This is a genomic window from Pelagicoccus sp. SDUM812003, from assembly GCF_031127815.1.
Lineage (GTDB): Bacteria > Verrucomicrobiota > Verrucomicrobiia > Opitutales > Opitutaceae > Pelagicoccus.
Window position 1 is genome coordinate 1 of sequence record NZ_JARXHY010000002.1, and the last position, 17,136, is coordinate 17,136.

12 protein-coding genes are annotated in these 17,136 nt (G+C 55.1%); 6 read left to right on the forward strand and 6 right to left on the reverse strand.

What is annotated here, in order from left to right:
- The first annotated feature begins 190 nt into the window (after nt 1–190).
- The 6 genes from QEH54_RS02335 (at nt 191) to QEH54_RS02360 (ending at nt 3,974) form a co-directional block, all read left to right on the forward strand.
- Entirely contained in the window at nt 191–568 is a 378-nt protein-coding gene (locus tag QEH54_RS02335) for an enhanced serine sensitivity protein SseB C-terminal domain-containing protein (protein WP_309017009.1), read from the forward strand.
- A 144-nt stretch (nt 569–712) separates the two neighbouring features.
- Nucleotides 713–1,336 (forward strand): LysE family translocator, encoded by a 624-nt coding sequence (locus QEH54_RS02340; protein WP_309017010.1) that lies wholly within the window; start codon nt 713–715, stop codon nt 1,334–1,336.
- A 100-nt stretch (nt 1,337–1,436) separates the two neighbouring features.
- Nucleotides 1,437–1,775 carry a hypothetical protein gene (locus tag QEH54_RS02345; RefSeq protein WP_309017011.1) on the forward strand — a complete coding sequence of 113 codons (339 nt, stop codon included), beginning with the start codon at nt 1,437–1,439 and terminating at the stop codon, nt 1,773–1,775.
- Between the two features lie 116 nt (nt 1,776–1,891).
- The gene (locus tag QEH54_RS02350) at nt 1,892–2,368 is read left to right on the forward strand and encodes a hypothetical protein (protein WP_309017012.1); all 477 of its coding nucleotides are present in this window, start codon (nt 1,892–1,894) and stop codon (nt 2,366–2,368) included.
- Between the two features lie 99 nt (nt 2,369–2,467).
- On the forward strand, nt 2,468–2,803 hold the full coding sequence (locus tag QEH54_RS02355; protein WP_309017013.1) for a hypothetical protein: 336 nt from the start codon (nt 2,468–2,470) through the stop codon (nt 2,801–2,803).
- Between the two features lie 301 nt (nt 2,804–3,104).
- A complete protein-coding gene (locus QEH54_RS02360) occupies nt 3,105–3,974 on the forward strand; it encodes a DMT family transporter (protein ID WP_309017415.1) in 870 nt (289 codons plus the stop codon).
- 115 nt (nt 3,975–4,089) lie between these two features.
- Here the strand turns inward: QEH54_RS02360 and QEH54_RS02365 are convergent, their stop codons facing one another.
- From QEH54_RS02365 to QEH54_RS02390, 6 genes are all read right to left on the reverse strand, one after another.
- Complete coding sequence (locus QEH54_RS02365) at nt 4,090–5,196, reverse strand: SGNH/GDSL hydrolase family protein (protein ID WP_309017014.1); 1,107 nt, start codon at nt 5,194–5,196, stop codon at nt 4,090–4,092.
- Nucleotides 5,197–5,362: 166 nt separating this feature from the next.
- The gene (gene galB / locus QEH54_RS02370; RefSeq protein WP_309017015.1) at nt 5,363–8,104 is read right to left on the reverse strand and encodes a beta-galactosidase GalB; all 2,742 of its coding nucleotides are present in this window, start codon (nt 8,102–8,104) and stop codon (nt 5,363–5,365) included.
- Nucleotides 8,105–8,367: 263 nt separating this feature from the next.
- The gene (locus QEH54_RS02375; RefSeq protein WP_309017016.1) at nt 8,368–10,995 is read right to left on the reverse strand and encodes a glycosyl hydrolase 115 family protein; all 2,628 of its coding nucleotides are present in this window, start codon (nt 10,993–10,995) and stop codon (nt 8,368–8,370) included.
- 129 nt (nt 10,996–11,124) lie between these two features.
- Nucleotides 11,125–13,884, reverse strand: a complete 2,760-nt coding sequence (gene galA, locus QEH54_RS02380; protein ID WP_309017017.1) for a beta-galactosidase GalA — start codon at nt 13,882–13,884, stop codon at nt 11,125–11,127.
- A 130-nt stretch (nt 13,885–14,014) separates the two neighbouring features.
- A complete protein-coding gene (locus QEH54_RS02385; RefSeq protein ID WP_309017018.1) occupies nt 14,015–16,018 on the reverse strand; it encodes a glycoside hydrolase family 88 protein in 2,004 nt (667 codons plus the stop codon).
- A gap of 126 nt (nt 16,019–16,144) precedes the next feature.
- Nucleotides 16,145–16,909, reverse strand: a complete 765-nt coding sequence (locus QEH54_RS02390; RefSeq protein ID WP_309017416.1) for an SDR family oxidoreductase — start codon at nt 16,907–16,909, stop codon at nt 16,145–16,147.
- Nucleotides 16,910–17,136 lie beyond the last annotated feature (227 nt).

Below are 17,136 nucleotides of genomic sequence, written 5' to 3' on the forward strand. Positions count from 1 at the left end.
ACCCAGATGACTTGATATACAAAAGTCGTGAACTCCTTTATATTATTAACTTGCAGTGCCTTCTCATGGAAGTCGGTCCATACAACTCGGGCCAATCGCCCGAGTTGTGGCAGCAGCAAGGACATATCTCCACAACTTCCAGCACAACGGTTTCTGTGCTATCGCGTATGACCTTCACGTTCGACGAAAAATGAATGAACGAAAGATAACCGCAGGAACCCAGATTTTGTTTGGTTCCCCAGCAAAGCCGATTGGCAAAGTTATGGTTGACGAGATTCGACAAGTCATCAACCAAACCGAGGGAATCCATGAGGCGTATTTACCACAGTGTTACATTCTTGGCGACGAAGAAGCGTCACAGGTGTTGGTACTCGGATTGAAGAAAAGTTACGATGTCAAAGAAGTATTAGAAGAGTCGGGGCCTAAGATTCAGATGCTTTTCGGAGAAGGACGTTTTCTAGACATTCTACCTTTCAGATACGGTTCAGTTCCACCCGAAGCCAAACAGGTTATTTGCGTCGAACCTAAAGAGGAAAAAGAGAAGAAATGGTGGGAAATATGGAAATAAAAAGAAAGTCGAACAAGTCGTTCGATACAACTCGGGCCAAGCGCCCCGAGTTGTGGACGCAGCAAGTTGAAATCTACCATTACTCTTTCTCTACGGGCCTCTAGGCCCTCGCGTATCAGATCGACCTTATACAAAAATAGAAAAATGACAACAAGCGTAATGCTAGCCTTCCTGGCTACTTCAGCAATTCTCGCAGTAACTCCCGGTCCCGACAATCTGTTTGTCATGTCTCAAGCTGCCATGCATGGAAGAAAATCTGGAATAGTCGTTACTCTAGGACTATGTACTGGACTAATCGTACATAGCATAGCCGTGGCGCTCGGGATCGCCGTGATATTTCAGACATCTGCTACTGCGTTCACAGCCCTAAAAATTTTCGGAGGTGTTTACCTGCTCTATCTCGCCTGGAAAGCGTTCAAATCCTCAGAACACCGCATGAAGGATGAAATGAAGCCTTCAGCAACAACAAAGACACTATATATTCGTGGCATAGTCATGAATATCACAAACCCAAAGGTTTCGATATTTTTTCTAGCGTTTCTACCACAGTTCACAGACCCGAGCAGAGGAAGCGTTTCACTCCAGGTGTTAGCTTTAGGAGCACTATTCATAGTGGCTACATTCATTATCTTTGGAACCATTTCTACCCTATCGGGGCTACTCCATGAAATATTTAAAAAATCAGAGCGCGCTCAAAAGTTTATAAATCGTATTGCTGGATTTGTATTCGTTGGACTCGCAGCAAAACTTGTCACAGCAAAACAATAAAATGGTCTAGCCAGTCGTCTCATAAAACTCCTGCCAGCGCTCCGCGCAGACCTGCTCTTATGGCTTATATGCTAGATATTTAATCTAAATATAAAATTCGATGAAACACGAAACCGTAAAAGTACAGTGCTCCACACCTACCCCAGGTAAGAAGCCCACACGAATCCTGAAATGGAAATACGAAAGTATTTCCGCCGCGATCATCAAAATCCTAAGCGCGAGGGCCAACTCTGGAGTCAGGTTTTCGGAGCTCTCTGGTCTAGTCGAGAATCTGATAGGCGATGAAGTGATGAAGGAGCTTGGCTCCGCAAGCTGGTACACAACAACGGTGAAGCTAGATTTGGAAGCCAAAGGGATAGTGCAGAGGGTACCGGGATCATCACCACAGGTGATCAAATTGAGCGATAAAGCCAGTCGTGGGCCACAACGGGCAATATAAAAACTAAGAAGGAATCCAACCAAGGAAGAAAGAAGCCTGCCCTAACTAGTCATTCCATCGATTTCCGGACGACGCTTCGCGCTGACTACGCGTATGGCTTCCAAATTCGAAGAATTATGACAAAATATACCGGTACAGCGATGGTGGCGTATCTCGCAGTCACACTACTTCCCTTTTGCTGGTGCCTCACTTCTGGCTATGTTTCAGATCATTCTGAATTGCCGGAAGGGCTTAGTTCGGTTGAGAAACTATTTCTTGGCAAGTGGGCGGGCAGCAAGGAAAGACTAAAATGGGAGATTGATCGAAAGCCTGACAGGTCGTTCGAAATCGTTATGGAAGAAGTCGATCCAACGGACCCGAGTGTCACCTACCATAATTACGCCACAGGTGAATGGAGCGTGAGAGGAGATTCATACTACTGCGAATGGAAACACTGGGTTGGTGACGAAGGAGACTTCAGCGGCATCATGATCGAAAAAGTCGCAGAAGTGATGGACGACCGAGTCGTGACAGTCAGCGACGGCGGATCGAAGAACACCGAGTTGAGAGTGGAGTTTTTTCAGATGCCAGGCTGGAGCTTGAAGAAGGAATGAGCACGAATCAGTCAGTCCATACAAAATCCAGCCAGCGCTCCGTGTTTGCCGACTCGCGTGAACTCCATGAGGCCTTCGCATCCAAAACGTGATTGTAAGATGAATACAATACTTAAAGCCTCTAGTGTCATCATCCTCGTGATTCATGGCACGATTCACTTGCTTGGTTTCGTCAAGGCGTTTGAATACGCTGAGTTGAAAGAACTTAATCTCCCTGTCACCAAAAAACAGGGATTGGTATGGCTACTGACATTTGTCATCTTTCTCCTTTCAGCGACACTCTTGGTATTGAATCTTGAAATCTGGAAGCTCTCTGCCCTTTTCGCGGCATTGCTATCACAGATTGTGATCCTTACTTCTTGGGCTGACGCGAAATTCGGATCGATCATCAATGTCTTGGTTGTCATCCTTCTAGGCCTGACTTTTCTTTTCTAGAAAGTCATTGCTACGATCACAATTCGCAAAGCTGATTGGAGAGCTAGAGCAAAAATAGAGAATCAGACATTCACAACTTTACAAAAACGAATTGAGAAAGTAAGCGTCCAACGCGTTCCAGACTAATTTTTCAGGTCACATCCTTCGTCTTTCAGTTCATTCGGTGGAGGCCGTTTCGAGGACACTTCGATGTTGTGTTGTCGATGAAGGGTAAAACGCAACTGACGCTACCGATGAGAATGCTCGCAAACCAAGACAGGTCGTGTATGCCAGTTGGTGCGGCCTGAGACGAAGGGGAATGATGAATACGGTTTTTGTAGCGCTAGCGGCTCTTTGCTGGGGTCTGTCAGGCGGCATTGCAGCAATGCTAATGTCCCGCGGTTGGGATGCGTTCGTAGTCGCTCTACTTCGCGCTTCGATCGGACTTCTTTTCTTCGTCGTATGGCTGACGCTACGGCCATCCGAAAACGGCATGAAAGACCTCCGCCTCTGGGGTTGGTCGGCAATGGCCGGCGTAGGGGTTGCAGGCAACTTCGCATTCTATTTCCTTAGCATATCGGAAGGGAGCGTCGCAGTAGCGTCTACCCTCATGTACTGCGCCCCAGTCTTCGTTTTCCTCGTTTCTTTCGCCCTTAAGCTGGAGCGTCCAACACCGATCAAATGGGCTTCTATAGGCATTGTAATCTTTGGGATCGTATTGCTCACGCGCGTCTACAGTATCTCGCCAGAGGAGTTGTCACTTCTAGGCGCGGGCGCCGGACTGCTTTCAGGGCTTTCTTACGCTGTCTTCATTCTTAGTTTCAAGTTCGCTTCATCGCACGGCAGCGCCCAAGCGATTCTCACAATCGCATTCTCGGTAGTGGTCGTAACCCTCTTTGGGCCAGCGGAGGGAAATCGACTCCTCGTCGCATTCAGTTCTGCAAATTGGATTCTATTCGTAGCTCTGGGGACGCTTGGGGCGGGCGTATCGTTTATTCTCTATGTCGTCGGGCTCAAGCGAACCGCGCCATCCGTAGCCTCGATAGTCGCCACGATAGAGCCAATTTCCGCGTCAGTATTTGGGGTGCTGATTCTGAATGAAAACCTGACCAGACCGCAGATCGTCGGCATGATCCTCATTCTAGCAGCGGTTACCAGCTTGAGCGGGCGTTCGGGTTCACGATCCAACTAGCGCTGTTCCAGATAGCTCCTCGTCATGAAAATCCGGATACAATATCTCCAAGAACAAACACACAGTCGTGCTACTGCTCGATCGATCCATTCGCCCAAGGAACGACTGCCTAAGCCTATTCCCAGCCCATAAGATCGGAGAGAAATGCGGTCAGCTCCGCAGCATTGATGCGTGACTGGGCGCGATTCGGATGATATGAGGCTCCAAATCCGACGGAACCCTGAGCGGAAAGCTCGAGGAAGCTGATTCGATCCGGGGCGATCGGTGTTATCTTGGCGAGCACGCTTTCCAAAGCTGCTCTCAGCTCAGGGTGGTTGTTCATCGGTCCCTGAAGCACGACAAGTTGAGCATCGTCGTAGCGTTCAAGAACCTTCGCCGCGAAATCCACATAGGACGAAACAAAACGCTCAGCATCGACCCCTGTGGTGCTAAAATCGTTGGTTCCCAGATTTATGCAAACGACATCTGGTACGAATCTTTCGAAATCCCATTGGTAGCGATCATTTAGGTAAAAGGTATTTGGATACACGTCAGGCATCGTATTCTCGCTACCTTCTCTCGGGCCATCGTAGTTTCTCACCATGCCGATTCCGGAGCGCGATACCACGAGGAAATCCGCATCAAGCGCCCGCGCTGTCAAACCGCTGTACCCCAGCGAGAAGTTTTCCGTGGACGCCTTGAATGGCTCGCTCGGGTCATCCACTTCCACTCCGTATCCGCAGGTGATCGAGTCGCCGATAAACTCGATCTTCCGGTCGTTCTGGGAGCCCCATTCCAGAGCCTCCCCGCCCGCTGGCAGTAGGAAACCACCGAAACGGGTCAACCCGAGGAAGCACTCGGTGATGCGCATAATCTCCACGGTGTGTTCGCCGGGGGCAAGCCCTTCGGCGATAAGGTAGCGTCCATCCTCGCTATCGAGTCGAAACTTAGGCTGACGCTCGCCGTCGACCCAGGCTTGAGCGTAATTCTCACCAGAGTCATCGTCGATCAGGACCGTTAGGGAGGTACCCTCAAAGCGCAGACGCGCTCTCGCTCCACTGTATCCCACGAGCACTCTGCCCTCATCGTCAACTTCCCATCTACCGCTGTATTCGATTTTGGGATCCGTAGCGGAAAGCCGTATCGGCTGTTGCGCATTCGCCATTTCGAGATGGGCGCAAGACTGCCCCATCACAAGGAGGGCAACCGCTAGCGAAAGCGCGTAGAGTGGTCTTAAAGTCATCAGCTAAAGAAGGTCGGGGTTCTTGAGTCTCGATGTATTGAGACGAGCGCCGAGAACGTTTGCAATCAGAAGATTGTAAGATATTTTGGATACTATTTGAGATTTTTCATGGAAAACGCAATCCGGAGGAGCTACCCGCACGCGACTCTCTCCGAAGTCACGGAGCTTACTTGAACTGTATCGCGGCGGAAACCGGAGTCATTCCCTCCGCTTCCACAATCAAAGTGGCGATTCCTTTCGCCTCTGGTTTTCCCCGCACGATAGCAAGGCATAGGCCATTGAAAGCCTCTCGTTCCGTCGATTGAAACTCGACCATACTCGTCGGGTCGCCGTTGTCGGTCGCCACGATCTCCGCGGGACCTTCGATGCTGAAACTCAGCGGAGTCTTAGCGTTTCGCACGAAGTTTCCATGCTCATCGTGGACGCTTACCGAAACGAACGATAGGTCTTCGCCATCTCCTTCGATGATCGCTCTGTCCGCTTTCACCTTAAGAAGCGCGGGCTGACCGGTTGTCTTGACCTCCGCGCTCGCCCATTTTTCGCCGTTCTTGTAGCTGATCACTTTCAATTCGCCTGGCTCGTAGACGACATCATCCCATCGCAGTCGGTATTCGAACTCGCCTTTGATCTTTCGGCCTAGGGATCGACCATTGAGAAAAAGCTCCGCTTCGTCTCCCGAAGTGAACACGTGCACCGGCGTGACCTCTCCTTCGCGACCACGCCAGTTCCAGTGCGGCAGAATGTGGGCCATCGGGTAGTCCGGCCGCCAATACGACTGATAGAGATAGAATCGATCCTTCTTGAAGCCAGCCAGATCGATGACGCCGAAGTAGGAGCTTCGAGCCGAATAGTAGGGCGTCGGCTCGCCGAGGTAGTCCCAGCCGCTCCATACGAAGCCGCCGCCGACGTAAGGATGCCTGTCGAGCGACCGGAAAACCTTGTCGGCGGAGGATCCAAACTGCGCGGTATAGAGCTCGTACGAGCTAACGTGAGCGGTTTGCGGATCGCCCCCCGCCCCATCGGCGACTGGAGCGCTGAATCCTTCAGCGACGGGAAACAGGTACTCGCCACGCGAGCTCACAGCAGCCGCGTTTTCGCTGCTGACAATCAACTTATCCGGATACTTGTCATGAAAGTCAGGATACAGCGGCGGCGTATTGATCCCTTTCAGGTGGGCGTAAGCGGGTGCGTTGCGAATGCCCTCCCCCTGGTAGTTCAAGGTTATGGAGTCCATCACTGCCGTGATCGGCATATGCGGCTTGGCGAAGTTGAACGAAGCAGCGGTCGGACGAGTCGGATCCTCCTGCTTGGTGATTTCGTGCAGTCGCTGCGCCACAGCGGCGCCGTCTTCGCCGGTATATTGCTCGCCTACTTCGTTTCCGATGCTCCACATGATGACCGACGGATGATTTCGGTCTCGGCGCAGGAATGCCCGCAGATCTGGCTCGGACCAATCGGGAAAGATCAGATGAAAGTCGAGAGGGGTTTTCTTGCGTTCCCAGACGTCGTAGATCTCGTTGATCACGAGGATTCCCATGCGATCGCACAGCTCCAGCAACTCGCGGGCTGGTGGGTTGTGCGCCATGCGCACCGCGTTGCAGCCGAGCTCCTGCAGCGTTTCGAGTTGGCGTTCGGCCGCTCGCACGTTGAACGCCGCCCCGAGCGCCCCCAAATCATGGTGCTGGTTGACGCCCTTGAATTCGACTGGCTCTCCATTGATGAAAAAACCTTTCCTGCCATCGAATTCGATACTCCGAATGCCAAAAGGCGTCTCATAGCGATCCACCATCTTCTTCCCATCTTTTACCGTGGTGATCGCCAGATAGCGGTTGGGGCTTTGCGTGGCGTACGGTCCCCAGAGACGCGGGTTTTCTATATCTACGAATCCCTGCACGGTTTGAGACCCACCCGCACCGATTTGCACTTCCAAGGAGGGAAACATGGCGACCGCATCGCCCTCCGCGCGACCCATGCCGTCCAAAGCGTAGAGCGCGGTCTCTACCTTGGCTTTGGCGGACCTCTGGGAATCGTTTTCCAATACGACCTCCAGCTCTACCCTGGCCTTGGCGTGGGAGACCTCAGGAGTGGTCACATAGGTGCCCCAGTGAGCCACGTGCAGGGGGGCTGTCTTGGTGAGCCAGACATTTCGATAGATGCCGCCTCCAGGGTACCAGCGCGAGGAATGTGGAGGATTGTCGATGCGAATCGCCAGCTGGTTTGCCCCGCCGAAATTGACATAAGGTGTAAGGTCGAGTCGAAACGAGGCGTAACCATAAGGCCACCCGCCGACGAGCTCACCGTTTAGCCAGACCATGGCGTAGGACATGGCTCCGTCGATATCGAGGAAGATCCTTTTGCTTTCGTCGGAAGCCGGAATCTCCAAGTCCTTGCGGTACCAAGCGACTCCGGGACTGGGCAAGCGCCCCATACCGCCGCCGACAGGCGCCTCGTCTCCCTCCATGAATGGTCCTTTGATCGCCCAATCATGCGGCAGCGTGACCTTCTCCCACGAGCTGTCGTCAAATCCATCCTGGACGAACGGAAATTCGCTCCCCGGGCTCTTTCCGGTCGGTCGGGCGTGTCGTTGCTTCGGGTCCGAGATAAACGGATTCGCTGAGGGAAGGATCCACTCCTTTAGCACCGGCTGCTTCGCCTCCACCCCTATCGCTTCGGTCGGCTCGGCATCAGCCTGCTTTCCGTCCTCCGTTTCGGTCACCTCGGGTCGAACGTCGTAAATGAGCCTATCCGATTCCTCCACGGAATCGTACTTCATGAATCGCCAATCGGCGTTGATCGAGATCCGTTCTCGCGGCGAGTCGACTGGAGAGCTCGCCTCCAGCCAGGAGATCGAAACAATCGGCAGAAAGCACGATACGAGAAAAAACAACGCAGTAGAAAAACGCTTCATAATGCAAGGGGGGGTAATTGGGGGCAGGTGATCGAGTACCAGGAAAAACCATCGTTTCCTGTAGAATGAAACAAAGCTAGGTCAAAGAACCTTCAGAGCTGCTCGAAAGCTGGGGAATCTCAAGAAACCACAAACTCGCTGCGGCGTCCTTCGATTTGAAGGGAGGCGCGACTAGACGTTGACCAACGGGCTTTGAAAGACAGCCAACTCCCGCCGCGCCGCTGCCAGCGAGGGGGGGACGATCAGTGCGGGCAACGATCGACCTACGGAGCTCGCCCAGCTGACGCTGGACCGAGGAAGCTTGGAGATAGCTCGCCAGCATGCAGGGCCCACTTGTCCACCACCACGCCGGAATCGACCAAAATGAGCCTCAGCCGATGATCTCCCGCTTCCTCGATGGTCACCTGGCAACGAAGGCCTGCTGCTCCCGCGAGCACTTCATCGCTCCAGTTTCCTTCCTTCGAGGTGCGGTTCACGCTCAGAAGACGCGGCTCGCCATCGTCGATCTGCAGACCCAGCCGGAGGCTAGCTCCTTCCTTGACCGGAAAGGTGGGCACGAGGTCGACATAAAAGGTGTATTCGCCCGATTTAGACACATCGAAGGCGTATTCGACGTACGGAGCGTTTCGCAGCTCATCCTCCTTGCGAAGGCTCTGCCACGAGACCGGAAATCCGGAAATGGAGCTGCCCGAGCGCCCTAGCCCATGAATCACTCGCCAACTGGCCGACTGGACGTTGCCTGATGCGTCAAAGGATTCCGCCTCGCGTTGCACCTCCGGTCGCGTCGACTCATCGGATCGAGCGCCGCGGATCGGCAAGGCGGCCCGCGTTCGCTCGCTAATTTCGCCAGCTGCCACCAACGAGGGTTCGGGCAGAATCACGGGCGACAATCGGTAGGAGCGCCACATGTTGTCGGCGGGTTCCTCCGCCATCATGAAACGCCATTTTCCACCAGCGATCTCTTCGTTGAAAAAGCGGGTCAACTCGTTCAGCTCCGCATCCGCGTCGCGAGCCAAGCGGCCATGAATCCTCGCCGCCTCAGGATCCGCGTTGAAGAGCCTGCCGTATTGCTCCGCGTGGAAATATCGACGGTTCGCCAAGGCCGAGGCCTTGATCGGATACTCCACCAGCTGGAAGTACGCGTCTCGGTTGTCATGGTCCACGTTCGATTTTGCTTCCTCGCACTTGGCCACCATGGCATCGAAGGCGCTCAATCGGTCGCGGATTTCGGACTCCGTCAAAGGGCTCCCCTGAGCTCGTCGATGAGGCAACCACCATTGCAGGTGCTCGGGCTTCCTGCGGAAATTTAGCTCGTAGTAGTCCTCCAACGCTGCGGCGATCAATTCGCTCTGAGCGTTTCCAAAGGTTTGCTCAGACCAATCGGAGAGGAAGTCGGGCAACGTATCCAGATTCCAACGATCGATATCCCAGGCCATCTGCAGGAAAAGGTCCATGCCGATTTCGCCCGGTTTGATATCGCCTACGTTGGCGATCCAATACTCCTGAGCCCCGAGACGATAAGCCTTGTTCATCTCCTCCCAAACCAATGCGGGCGGTATGCTGTATAGCCAGAGATACGCCATGGGCGAGCCGAGATAGGACAAGTGGTAGTAAACGCCCGACCCTCCGCTCCGCATACGTTCCGCATCGTTGGGAAATCTGCGTATGTATCCATGATTATCATCCGGCCACACGATAGTCACGTCATCCGGCACCTCCAATCCCGCCTGATAAAGCTCTAGAACCTCCTTGTAAGGGGTGAACACCTGCGGCACGTCCTCGACGTTCCGATCCACGTGCTTCTGCAAGAGCTGGCGCTGGTCCTCGATGATCCGCTGCAGAAGGGCTACCTTATCCTCAACGCTCTCTCCAGCGGTGATACCGGAATCGTGGATGCCGCGCATCCCAAGCGTATAAACGTTCTCGTAGCCGCCATTCTCCTTGAGTCGCTCTTCCCAGTAGGCCGAAACGCCTTCTCGGTTTGTCGCGTAGTTGTAGTCCCCTTTAGGGGCGGTCCATTCGGTAACGTTGTTTCGCAGCATGGGCTCCGCGTGAGAGGAGGACATCACGATGGCGTAGCGATCCGCTACGACCTTGTTTTCCGGATACAAGTTGAAGGCCTTCGTTACTTCGTGCATCGCCGGCCAGAGCGTGTTCGCTTTCAGGCGAAGCATCAGCTCGAACACGCGCTCGTAGGTTTTCGGTCCTATATCCCCTAGCTCCTTTTCGAAGTTGCGGCTCGCCCAAGGATGAAGCCCCCAGTCTTCGTCGTTGATAAAAATACCTCTGTACTTGACCGATGGCGGACCGAATCGACGCACGCCCTTCCGTATCCAAATTTCACTCATCTGCCGAGGAGCAACGTCGGCCCACCAGTACCAAGGGGAAACGCCGATCGCTCGGCTGAGCTCATACAGTCCATAGGCTGTGCCTCGTCGATCGCTTCCCACCACTGCGAGCCCGTTTTCAACTCCCTTTTCCGGCTGATCGATCGAGACGATAAGAAACGACTCCCACGCTCCATCGAGCTCGCTCACATCGATTTTCCCCGCTTCCTTCAGCGCATCGATAACTGGAGAACGCCCCAAGGTGCCTACGTACAATACGGCGTTCGCACGCTGGGCTCCGGTTTCGGTCCGCAACGCCACCCCCGACACGCGACGGACGTCTTGGGCGAAATCGCGCGCCGCGATCGAAACCACCTCCGCATCCTCATCGGAATACGCCAGCAGGGCGCTCTGATTGGCTGCTACCAAAGGGAACGCGTCGTCGGTTTCCGTATCGGAAACCCACTCGGCCCCATTCGCGGAGGGGTAAAAAAGCGCGAGGCCGGCGAGCAGCAAGCATGCGAAAACGACTGGGGTGCGAGACAAGATGAAGCGATTTAGCATAGCGGGATCAGGAGTAGAGCCCAAGCCCACCTGTATCGCTGGCGATTGTCAGACGTTTTCCCCTCTTCCAGTAAGGTTTTTTACAAATCGGAGAAGAGCAACGACGGGCGCAATCGAGCCACTAGATCTCTACTCGGCAGAAATGACGATCTGACCTGCGGCAAGATCGTCACCAGTCGCCTTGAGCACGATTTCGCCCTGGCCGCCCGTGCTTTGCACGATGACTTGAGCCAAGCCATTGAAGGCCTTTCGACGGTACTGCTCAGGCTCGGTCATCACCCCGATAAAAGCTGGCGGGAAACTTGCCACGTTCTCACGCTCGCTCCATTCGCGGAATGGCTTCGCCTCGAGGCGCAACACGTTTCCTGTGTCCAACAAACCGATACCGCGCAAATCGAGGTCCACGGTGGCCTGCTCTCGGCTCGCTCCTTCGTAGAGCGTTTCACCATTGAGCACGGCTCGCTGATCCTGCCCGATCGCGGAGATCAGCAGTCGGGCGCTCTGATTGCCTGCCAAGTCGGGTCGGTCGAATCGCGTTTCGTAGACTACGGGCTGATCTGTCACCGAAGCGGCGGGAGCCTCCCAGCCTCCCAGTGAAATCATGGACGCTTCGGGCACGAACCGATCGGGCTCGTGAGAGGAGGGATTTCCATTTCCGACGCCGATGATCTCCCCCGGTCCGTCAACCTCGAACCAAGCCATATTGTCGGCGACCGGCACGATGTCTCCCCTTTCATCGATGATGCGGACCTCGATCACTGCGAGGTCTTTGCCGTCCGCCGTAATGGTGGAGCGATCCGCGACCAGCTCGAGCGCCGCAGGCTCGCCAGTCGTGCGGCGTAGGGTTTCTTCAACCGCTTCTCCATCTCGATAGCCGACCGCTTTCAATTCGCCGGGTTCGTAAGTGACCTCCCATGCGAGATGATCGTTAAGCGGCATTTTCTTTCGTCCTTGGGATTCCCCGTTCACGAAGAGCTCCACCTCGTCATAGTTCGAGTGAGCCCGCACTTCGATGCTCTCACCCTCGCGTCCCGGCCAGTTCCAATGCGGAAAAATGTGCAGAACCGGTTCATCCGACCACCACGCCTTCAGGTAGAAATAACCATCCTTCGGGAATCCGCAGTTGTCCAGAATGCCGAACTGCGAGAGGACCGCTGGCCACTCGTAAGGCGTCGGCTCACCGCGATAGTCGAATCCCGTCCAGAAAAACACCCCAGCGGTGTAGTCGCGCTCCGCGTAAAATCGCCAGCCAAGCTCGGCGTTTCCACCTGAGGACCCATCTTCCTTTGGCGGCTGGTGGGCCAGGCTCGCGTCTTCGACGTAGATGCCTCGCGTCTGCTGCGTAGTCGTTTCTTCAGTACCGATGATGATCTGCTTGGGGTACTCGCGGTGCTGCTTGTCGACATCGCCATGGCGAATGTAGTTGACCCCCATGGCTTCGACCGCGGTCGAAATTCCGCCCCACCCTCCGCTGATCGCAGCGGTGATCGGGCGCGTAGGATCAAGTCGCTGGGCGAAATCCTGCATGCGCTGGGTGATACGGGCTCCGAGAATGTTACCCTCGATCGCCCATTCCTCGTTTCCGATGGACCATACGATCACGCTGGGATGGTTGCGACCGCGCAGGATCAAGTGCTCGAGCTGCTCCAGGTGGTATTCGTTGATGCCCATCAGTCGCGTCTCATCGATCACCAGCATGCCTAGGCGATCACAGGCCTTGAGGAGTTCCGGCGAAGCATGGTGATGGGAAACTCGATACGCGTTGCTTCCCATTTCCTTGAGTTTGAGGATACGAAAATCCTGCATGGCGTCGGGCAAAGCGGCCCCGATTCCAGCGTGGTCATGGTGGTTGTTCGTTCCTTTTAGCTTCACAGAGCGGCCGTTGAGGAAGAAGCCTTCATCGGGATCGAAACGTATTTCACGCACGCCAAAGGTCGTCTCGTAGCGATCGAACAATTTCCCGGACTCGTCCAAGACCTCAGTGACAAGCGTATAGAGATGCGGTGTATCCAAATCCCAAAGACGGGGTTTCGTAAGGGAGAGCGTATCCGAAATCGTCGTCGTCTCTCCCGCGGCGAGCGTCTCCTTGCCGGACTTGGCGCGAGCGACTTCCTTTCCAGAAGCATCGAGGATAGACTGGCTCACCCGAAAACGCTTGTCGTCAAAATACTCGTTCTCGATCGTGGTCTCCACGGAAACGGTGGCCTTCGAACCGCGAAGCTCAGTCGTCACATAAGTCCCGTAGCGGGCAACGTGCAGCGGATCGGTTTTCAGCAGATAGGCATGGCGATATATGCCCGCGCCCTCGTAGTACCAACCCTCTTCCATGCTGGCGTCGGCCCGCACGGCGACGACGTTTTTTCCGCCGTAGTTCAGGTATTCGCTGATATCGTAGCTCTGAGAAACGAAGCCGCTCGGCTCCTGCCCCACGAAAAACCCGTTAACGAAGACCGCTGCATTGCGATAGATCCCACCGAATTCGATGCGTATCCGCTTTCCAAGGTCGTCTTGGGAAATGTCGATCTCTCGGCGGTACCAACCGACGCTGCTTTCCGGAAAACCGGGCCCCACCGTCTTGAAGCCATGGCTGTAGCTCGCCGAGGCATCGAACCCCATCTCGACCGCCCAGTCGTGCGGCAGGTCGAGCGTGCGCCAAGCGCGATCGTCGAAAGCGGGATCCGCTGGACCATCGCCATATCCGGTCTTCGCCAGATATGAAAAGTAGCCCTTCGCATGGCCGAAATCCTGATCCCTGTCGGTGGCGTGGCCTAGGGCGAATCGCCATCCATCATCGATTTGCATGCGAACGCGTTCCGCGAAAACGGAAGATTGGCCAAACAGGAAGCAGAGCAGCGCAAGACTGCCAACGAGAGAGCGATAGGAATTCATGGAATCGGGGTTAACGATAAATCACAAACCATGGCAGTTGTGAAGCTGAGTCAACGTCAGCGCCCAAGCCGTCACTAATTGCGTACGGGCTTAGCAGCTTTTGCGTATTCGCCTGCAGGCCGACTTCAGGCTACGGTCCGCCGTTGATAGCGACTCTTGCATTCTCCGAGGTCTCGAAAGTCTTCAGATAGTCATGCCAATCTTCTGCGTTCTCGAAATCGCTGTGTCGCTCCCAGGCGAAGCCGAAGGCGAACTCAAGATCCCGTCCGTCGAGCTTCGCTGTCAGGAGGGAATCGCCGTGCTCGGTAGCCTGCTTCTGATAGCGCACCGAACCCGCCTCGTAACCGGAGATCAGACGTACGCCGGTCGCCAGCCAGTAGCCATCCATACTGTCCCACAAGGAAAGGGCTTCTCCACCCGTGGTGATGCTGGCATTTTGAGCTTGTGCCACCAATCCGACCGAAACCTCCATTTCATCGAGGACCTCTTCGTCGCCCTGAAAATGCGAGCGGGCCTGGCAGAGGTAGGAACCTTCCTCCAAGTAGATCGTCTTGAACTCGCGCAGGTTTCGGCCGTCGATATCGTATTCATACTCTAGCGACAGCGAAAGGTAGCCTGGCTCGGTGTTTTTGACATGCACTGCCTTGTAGACGTTCGCGGTATAGAAGTCGCCTCTGAACCACACTCCGGTGCCTCCACAGCCACGCGAGGCGCCGACCTTGAAGGCATCGTAGCCTTCGCCCGAGTCTTGGTGGTAGCTGCCCTCTCCGGCAAATTCCATTTCGTACCACTTTCTGACAATCGGTTCGGAAACGCGCTTGGTCCATACGTCGATGCCGCTGTCTTCCGTCGATTCGCGAAGAGCCGGCCCATAGGCGCGGAAGGCAATCTTGTCGTTTTCCCAAGCCACGTCATCGGCTCGTCGCGGGACGATGTAGGCTCCGACGGGGCGGTTCAGCTTTCCAGAATCCACGATCTTCTGGGCCTCGCCATAGAGTTCGCTGATGGTTTTTTTCGGTTTGGCTCCCAGGGCTTTGAGAATCTCCGAACCAGCCAGCAATACCGCGCCGGCGCCATAGGCCTGAGTATCCTCCGCCGAAATGTTGTCACGCGGGTCGAAACCAACTGGTTGCACGTAGCCCACCATGCCCGAACTTTGGATACGCGTCTTCAAGCCGTTCCAACCGTTGACCACGTTCGGCCAGTAGGTCTCGCGGTCAAGCAGTCCACGGTTGATTCCCCAAGCTAGACCGTAGACGAAAAATCCAGTGCCGCTCGCCTCGCCAGTTTTCACTTGCTGCGGGTCTCGCAAGCTCGGTCTCCACAACCCGTCCGGTTGCTGCGCCGCGACAACACCTTCGGTCATCTCCAGAAAGAGGTTTTCATAAAACGGATAGGAAAGATCGTCTTCAGGCAGTACGTCGAGAAGCAAGGCAAGTCCGCCATACACCCAACCGTTTCCGCGACTCCAGAAGATCTTCTTGCCACGTTCAGTGCGCTGATCAATGAAGCGCGAATCCCTGAAAAAGAGCTTTTCCTCAGGATCCCAGAGCTCGTCGTACGTCACACGATACTCGTAGTCCATAAAACGTAGATACTTCTCATCGCCGGTGATCTTCCACAAGCGCGCCAGCGTGGGCGGCGACATGTATAGGGCATCGCACCAAGTCCATCGATCCACAATGCGATCGTCCCACTCGCCTTCGCCAAACCAGCGTTCCTCCTGCAGCGGATTCGCGACCACGAAATCCAGCACATTCTGGCTCGGCTGCATACGATATGCCTTGTCCGTATCCATCATATAGATATCCAGCCAAGCGTGGCCGACCGCGTGGTCATCGGCGTGATACGGGCGATTGGAGAGGGTCCAGCCCGCTCGTTCGCCGTAGTCGATCACGTGGGCCAAATACTTGGGGTCGCCGGTAGCGTTTGAAAGAGCCAGAAGGCCATCGTAATAGGGAGCTTGGTGCCACCAACGGATGCCTAGCCACTCCACGGGATTCTCCAGATGCCAGTCGGCGGTCTTGAGCAGCGTTTTTTCGACCTGCTGCCTCTTGAGATCGGGCGCGGCGTTAGCAAACGAGCAAAGAGCGAATAAGGCGGTGGTTGCGAAAACGCATTTTTTCAAATCCATAACAACTTTAGGGTATGAGGGGTTAAGGTGGCCTAAGCCTGCCGATGTGGGACGTGGAGGCCAGCAAATCCGGCCCATTCGACGTGAATCTTACCGTTCGAAAACGAAAAACGACTTCTACCTGGCTTAGCGGCCCATCCAACCACCATCCACAACCAGGACTTCTCCGTTCACGTAGCTCGCCGCCTCGCTGCAGAGGAAAACGGTGGGCCCCTTGAAGTCCTCAGGTTCTCCCCAGCGGCCCGCCGGGATGCGCTTCAATATAGCCTCGCCACGCTCCGGGTCGTCCCGCAGCGCCTCGGTATTGTCCGTAGCGATATAGCCGGGAGCGATGGCGTTCACGTTCACGCCCTTGGACGCCCATTCGTTGGAAAGAGCTTTCGCCAGCTGTCCGATCGCGCCTTTGCTGGCTGCGTATCCAGGAACCATGATTCCTCCCTGAAACGTAAGTAGTGACGCGGTGAATACGATTTTTCCGCTCCCGCGCTCGACCATTCCACGACCAATCTCTCGCGAAAGATACCACTGAGCGTTGAGATTCACATTGATAACCTTGTCCCAGTCGTCATCTGGGTGCTCCGCTGCGGGAGCCCGGCGGATCGTTCCAGCGTTGTTGATCAGGATGTCCGGCACGCCTTGTTCTTCGACCACCTTGGCGGCGAAGGATTTCACTGCAGCCATCTCGCTGAAGTCGCATTGGTACGCGACGAACGATCGACCCAGAGCCTTGACCGCCTTTTCGATATCGCTCCCCTCTGCTTCGAGACTCTGCGATACCCCGATAATATCCGCTCCCGCCTCGGCAAGCGCTTCCGCCATACCGAAGCCGATACCGCGTTTGCAGCCCGTGACGAGAGCCGTTTTTCCTTTCAGTGAAAATCGATCTGCGATGCTCATTTTTTCCTCCTTGGAATCTGGATACGGCCAGGAACCCTCTGAAGGAAGGGACTCCCTGCCGAACCTCTGCACTCTTGGCGATGCGATCAGGCACGCGCTGACGCGCGAACCGACGCACAAGCGATACCATGCTATGCGCCCAAGAACGCGGCAACCCCTTTCTTTGAGAGAAGCCTGTCGGATGACGCTTACAGTATGAAAGCTCGCCCCGCCGAGCTCCG

Coding starts and splice junctions, on each gene's coding strand:
- QEH54_RS02375 (WP_309017016.1), bottom strand. CDS start 10,995: ATGCTAAATCGCTTCATCTTGTCTCGCACCCCAGTCGTTTTCGCATGC.
- QEH54_RS02385 (WP_309017018.1), bottom strand. CDS start 16,018: ATGGATTTGAAAAAATGCGTTTTCGCAACCACCGCCTTATTCGCTCTT.
- QEH54_RS02345 (WP_309017011.1), top strand. CDS start 1,437: ATGAAACACGAAACCGTAAAAGTACAGTGCTCCACACCTACCCCAGGT.
- QEH54_RS02340 (WP_309017010.1), top strand. CDS start 713: ATGACAACAAGCGTAATGCTAGCCTTCCTGGCTACTTCAGCAATTCTC.
- QEH54_RS02335 (WP_309017009.1), top strand. CDS start 191: ATGAATGAACGAAAGATAACCGCAGGAACCCAGATTTTGTTTGGTTCC.
- galB (WP_309017015.1), bottom strand. CDS start 8,104: ATGAAGCGTTTTTCTACTGCGTTGTTTTTTCTCGTATCGTGCTTTCTG.
- galA (WP_309017017.1), bottom strand. CDS start 13,884: ATGAATTCCTATCGCTCTCTCGTTGGCAGTCTTGCGCTGCTCTGCTTC.
- QEH54_RS02355 (WP_309017013.1), top strand. CDS start 2,468: ATGAATACAATACTTAAAGCCTCTAGTGTCATCATCCTCGTGATTCAT.
- QEH54_RS02360 (WP_309017415.1), top strand. CDS start 3,105: ATGAATACGGTTTTTGTAGCGCTAGCGGCTCTTTGCTGGGGTCTGTCA.
- QEH54_RS02365 (WP_309017014.1), bottom strand. CDS start 5,196: ATGACTTTAAGACCACTCTACGCGCTTTCGCTAGCGGTTGCCCTCCTT.
- QEH54_RS02350 (WP_309017012.1), top strand. CDS start 1,892: ATGACAAAATATACCGGTACAGCGATGGTGGCGTATCTCGCAGTCACA.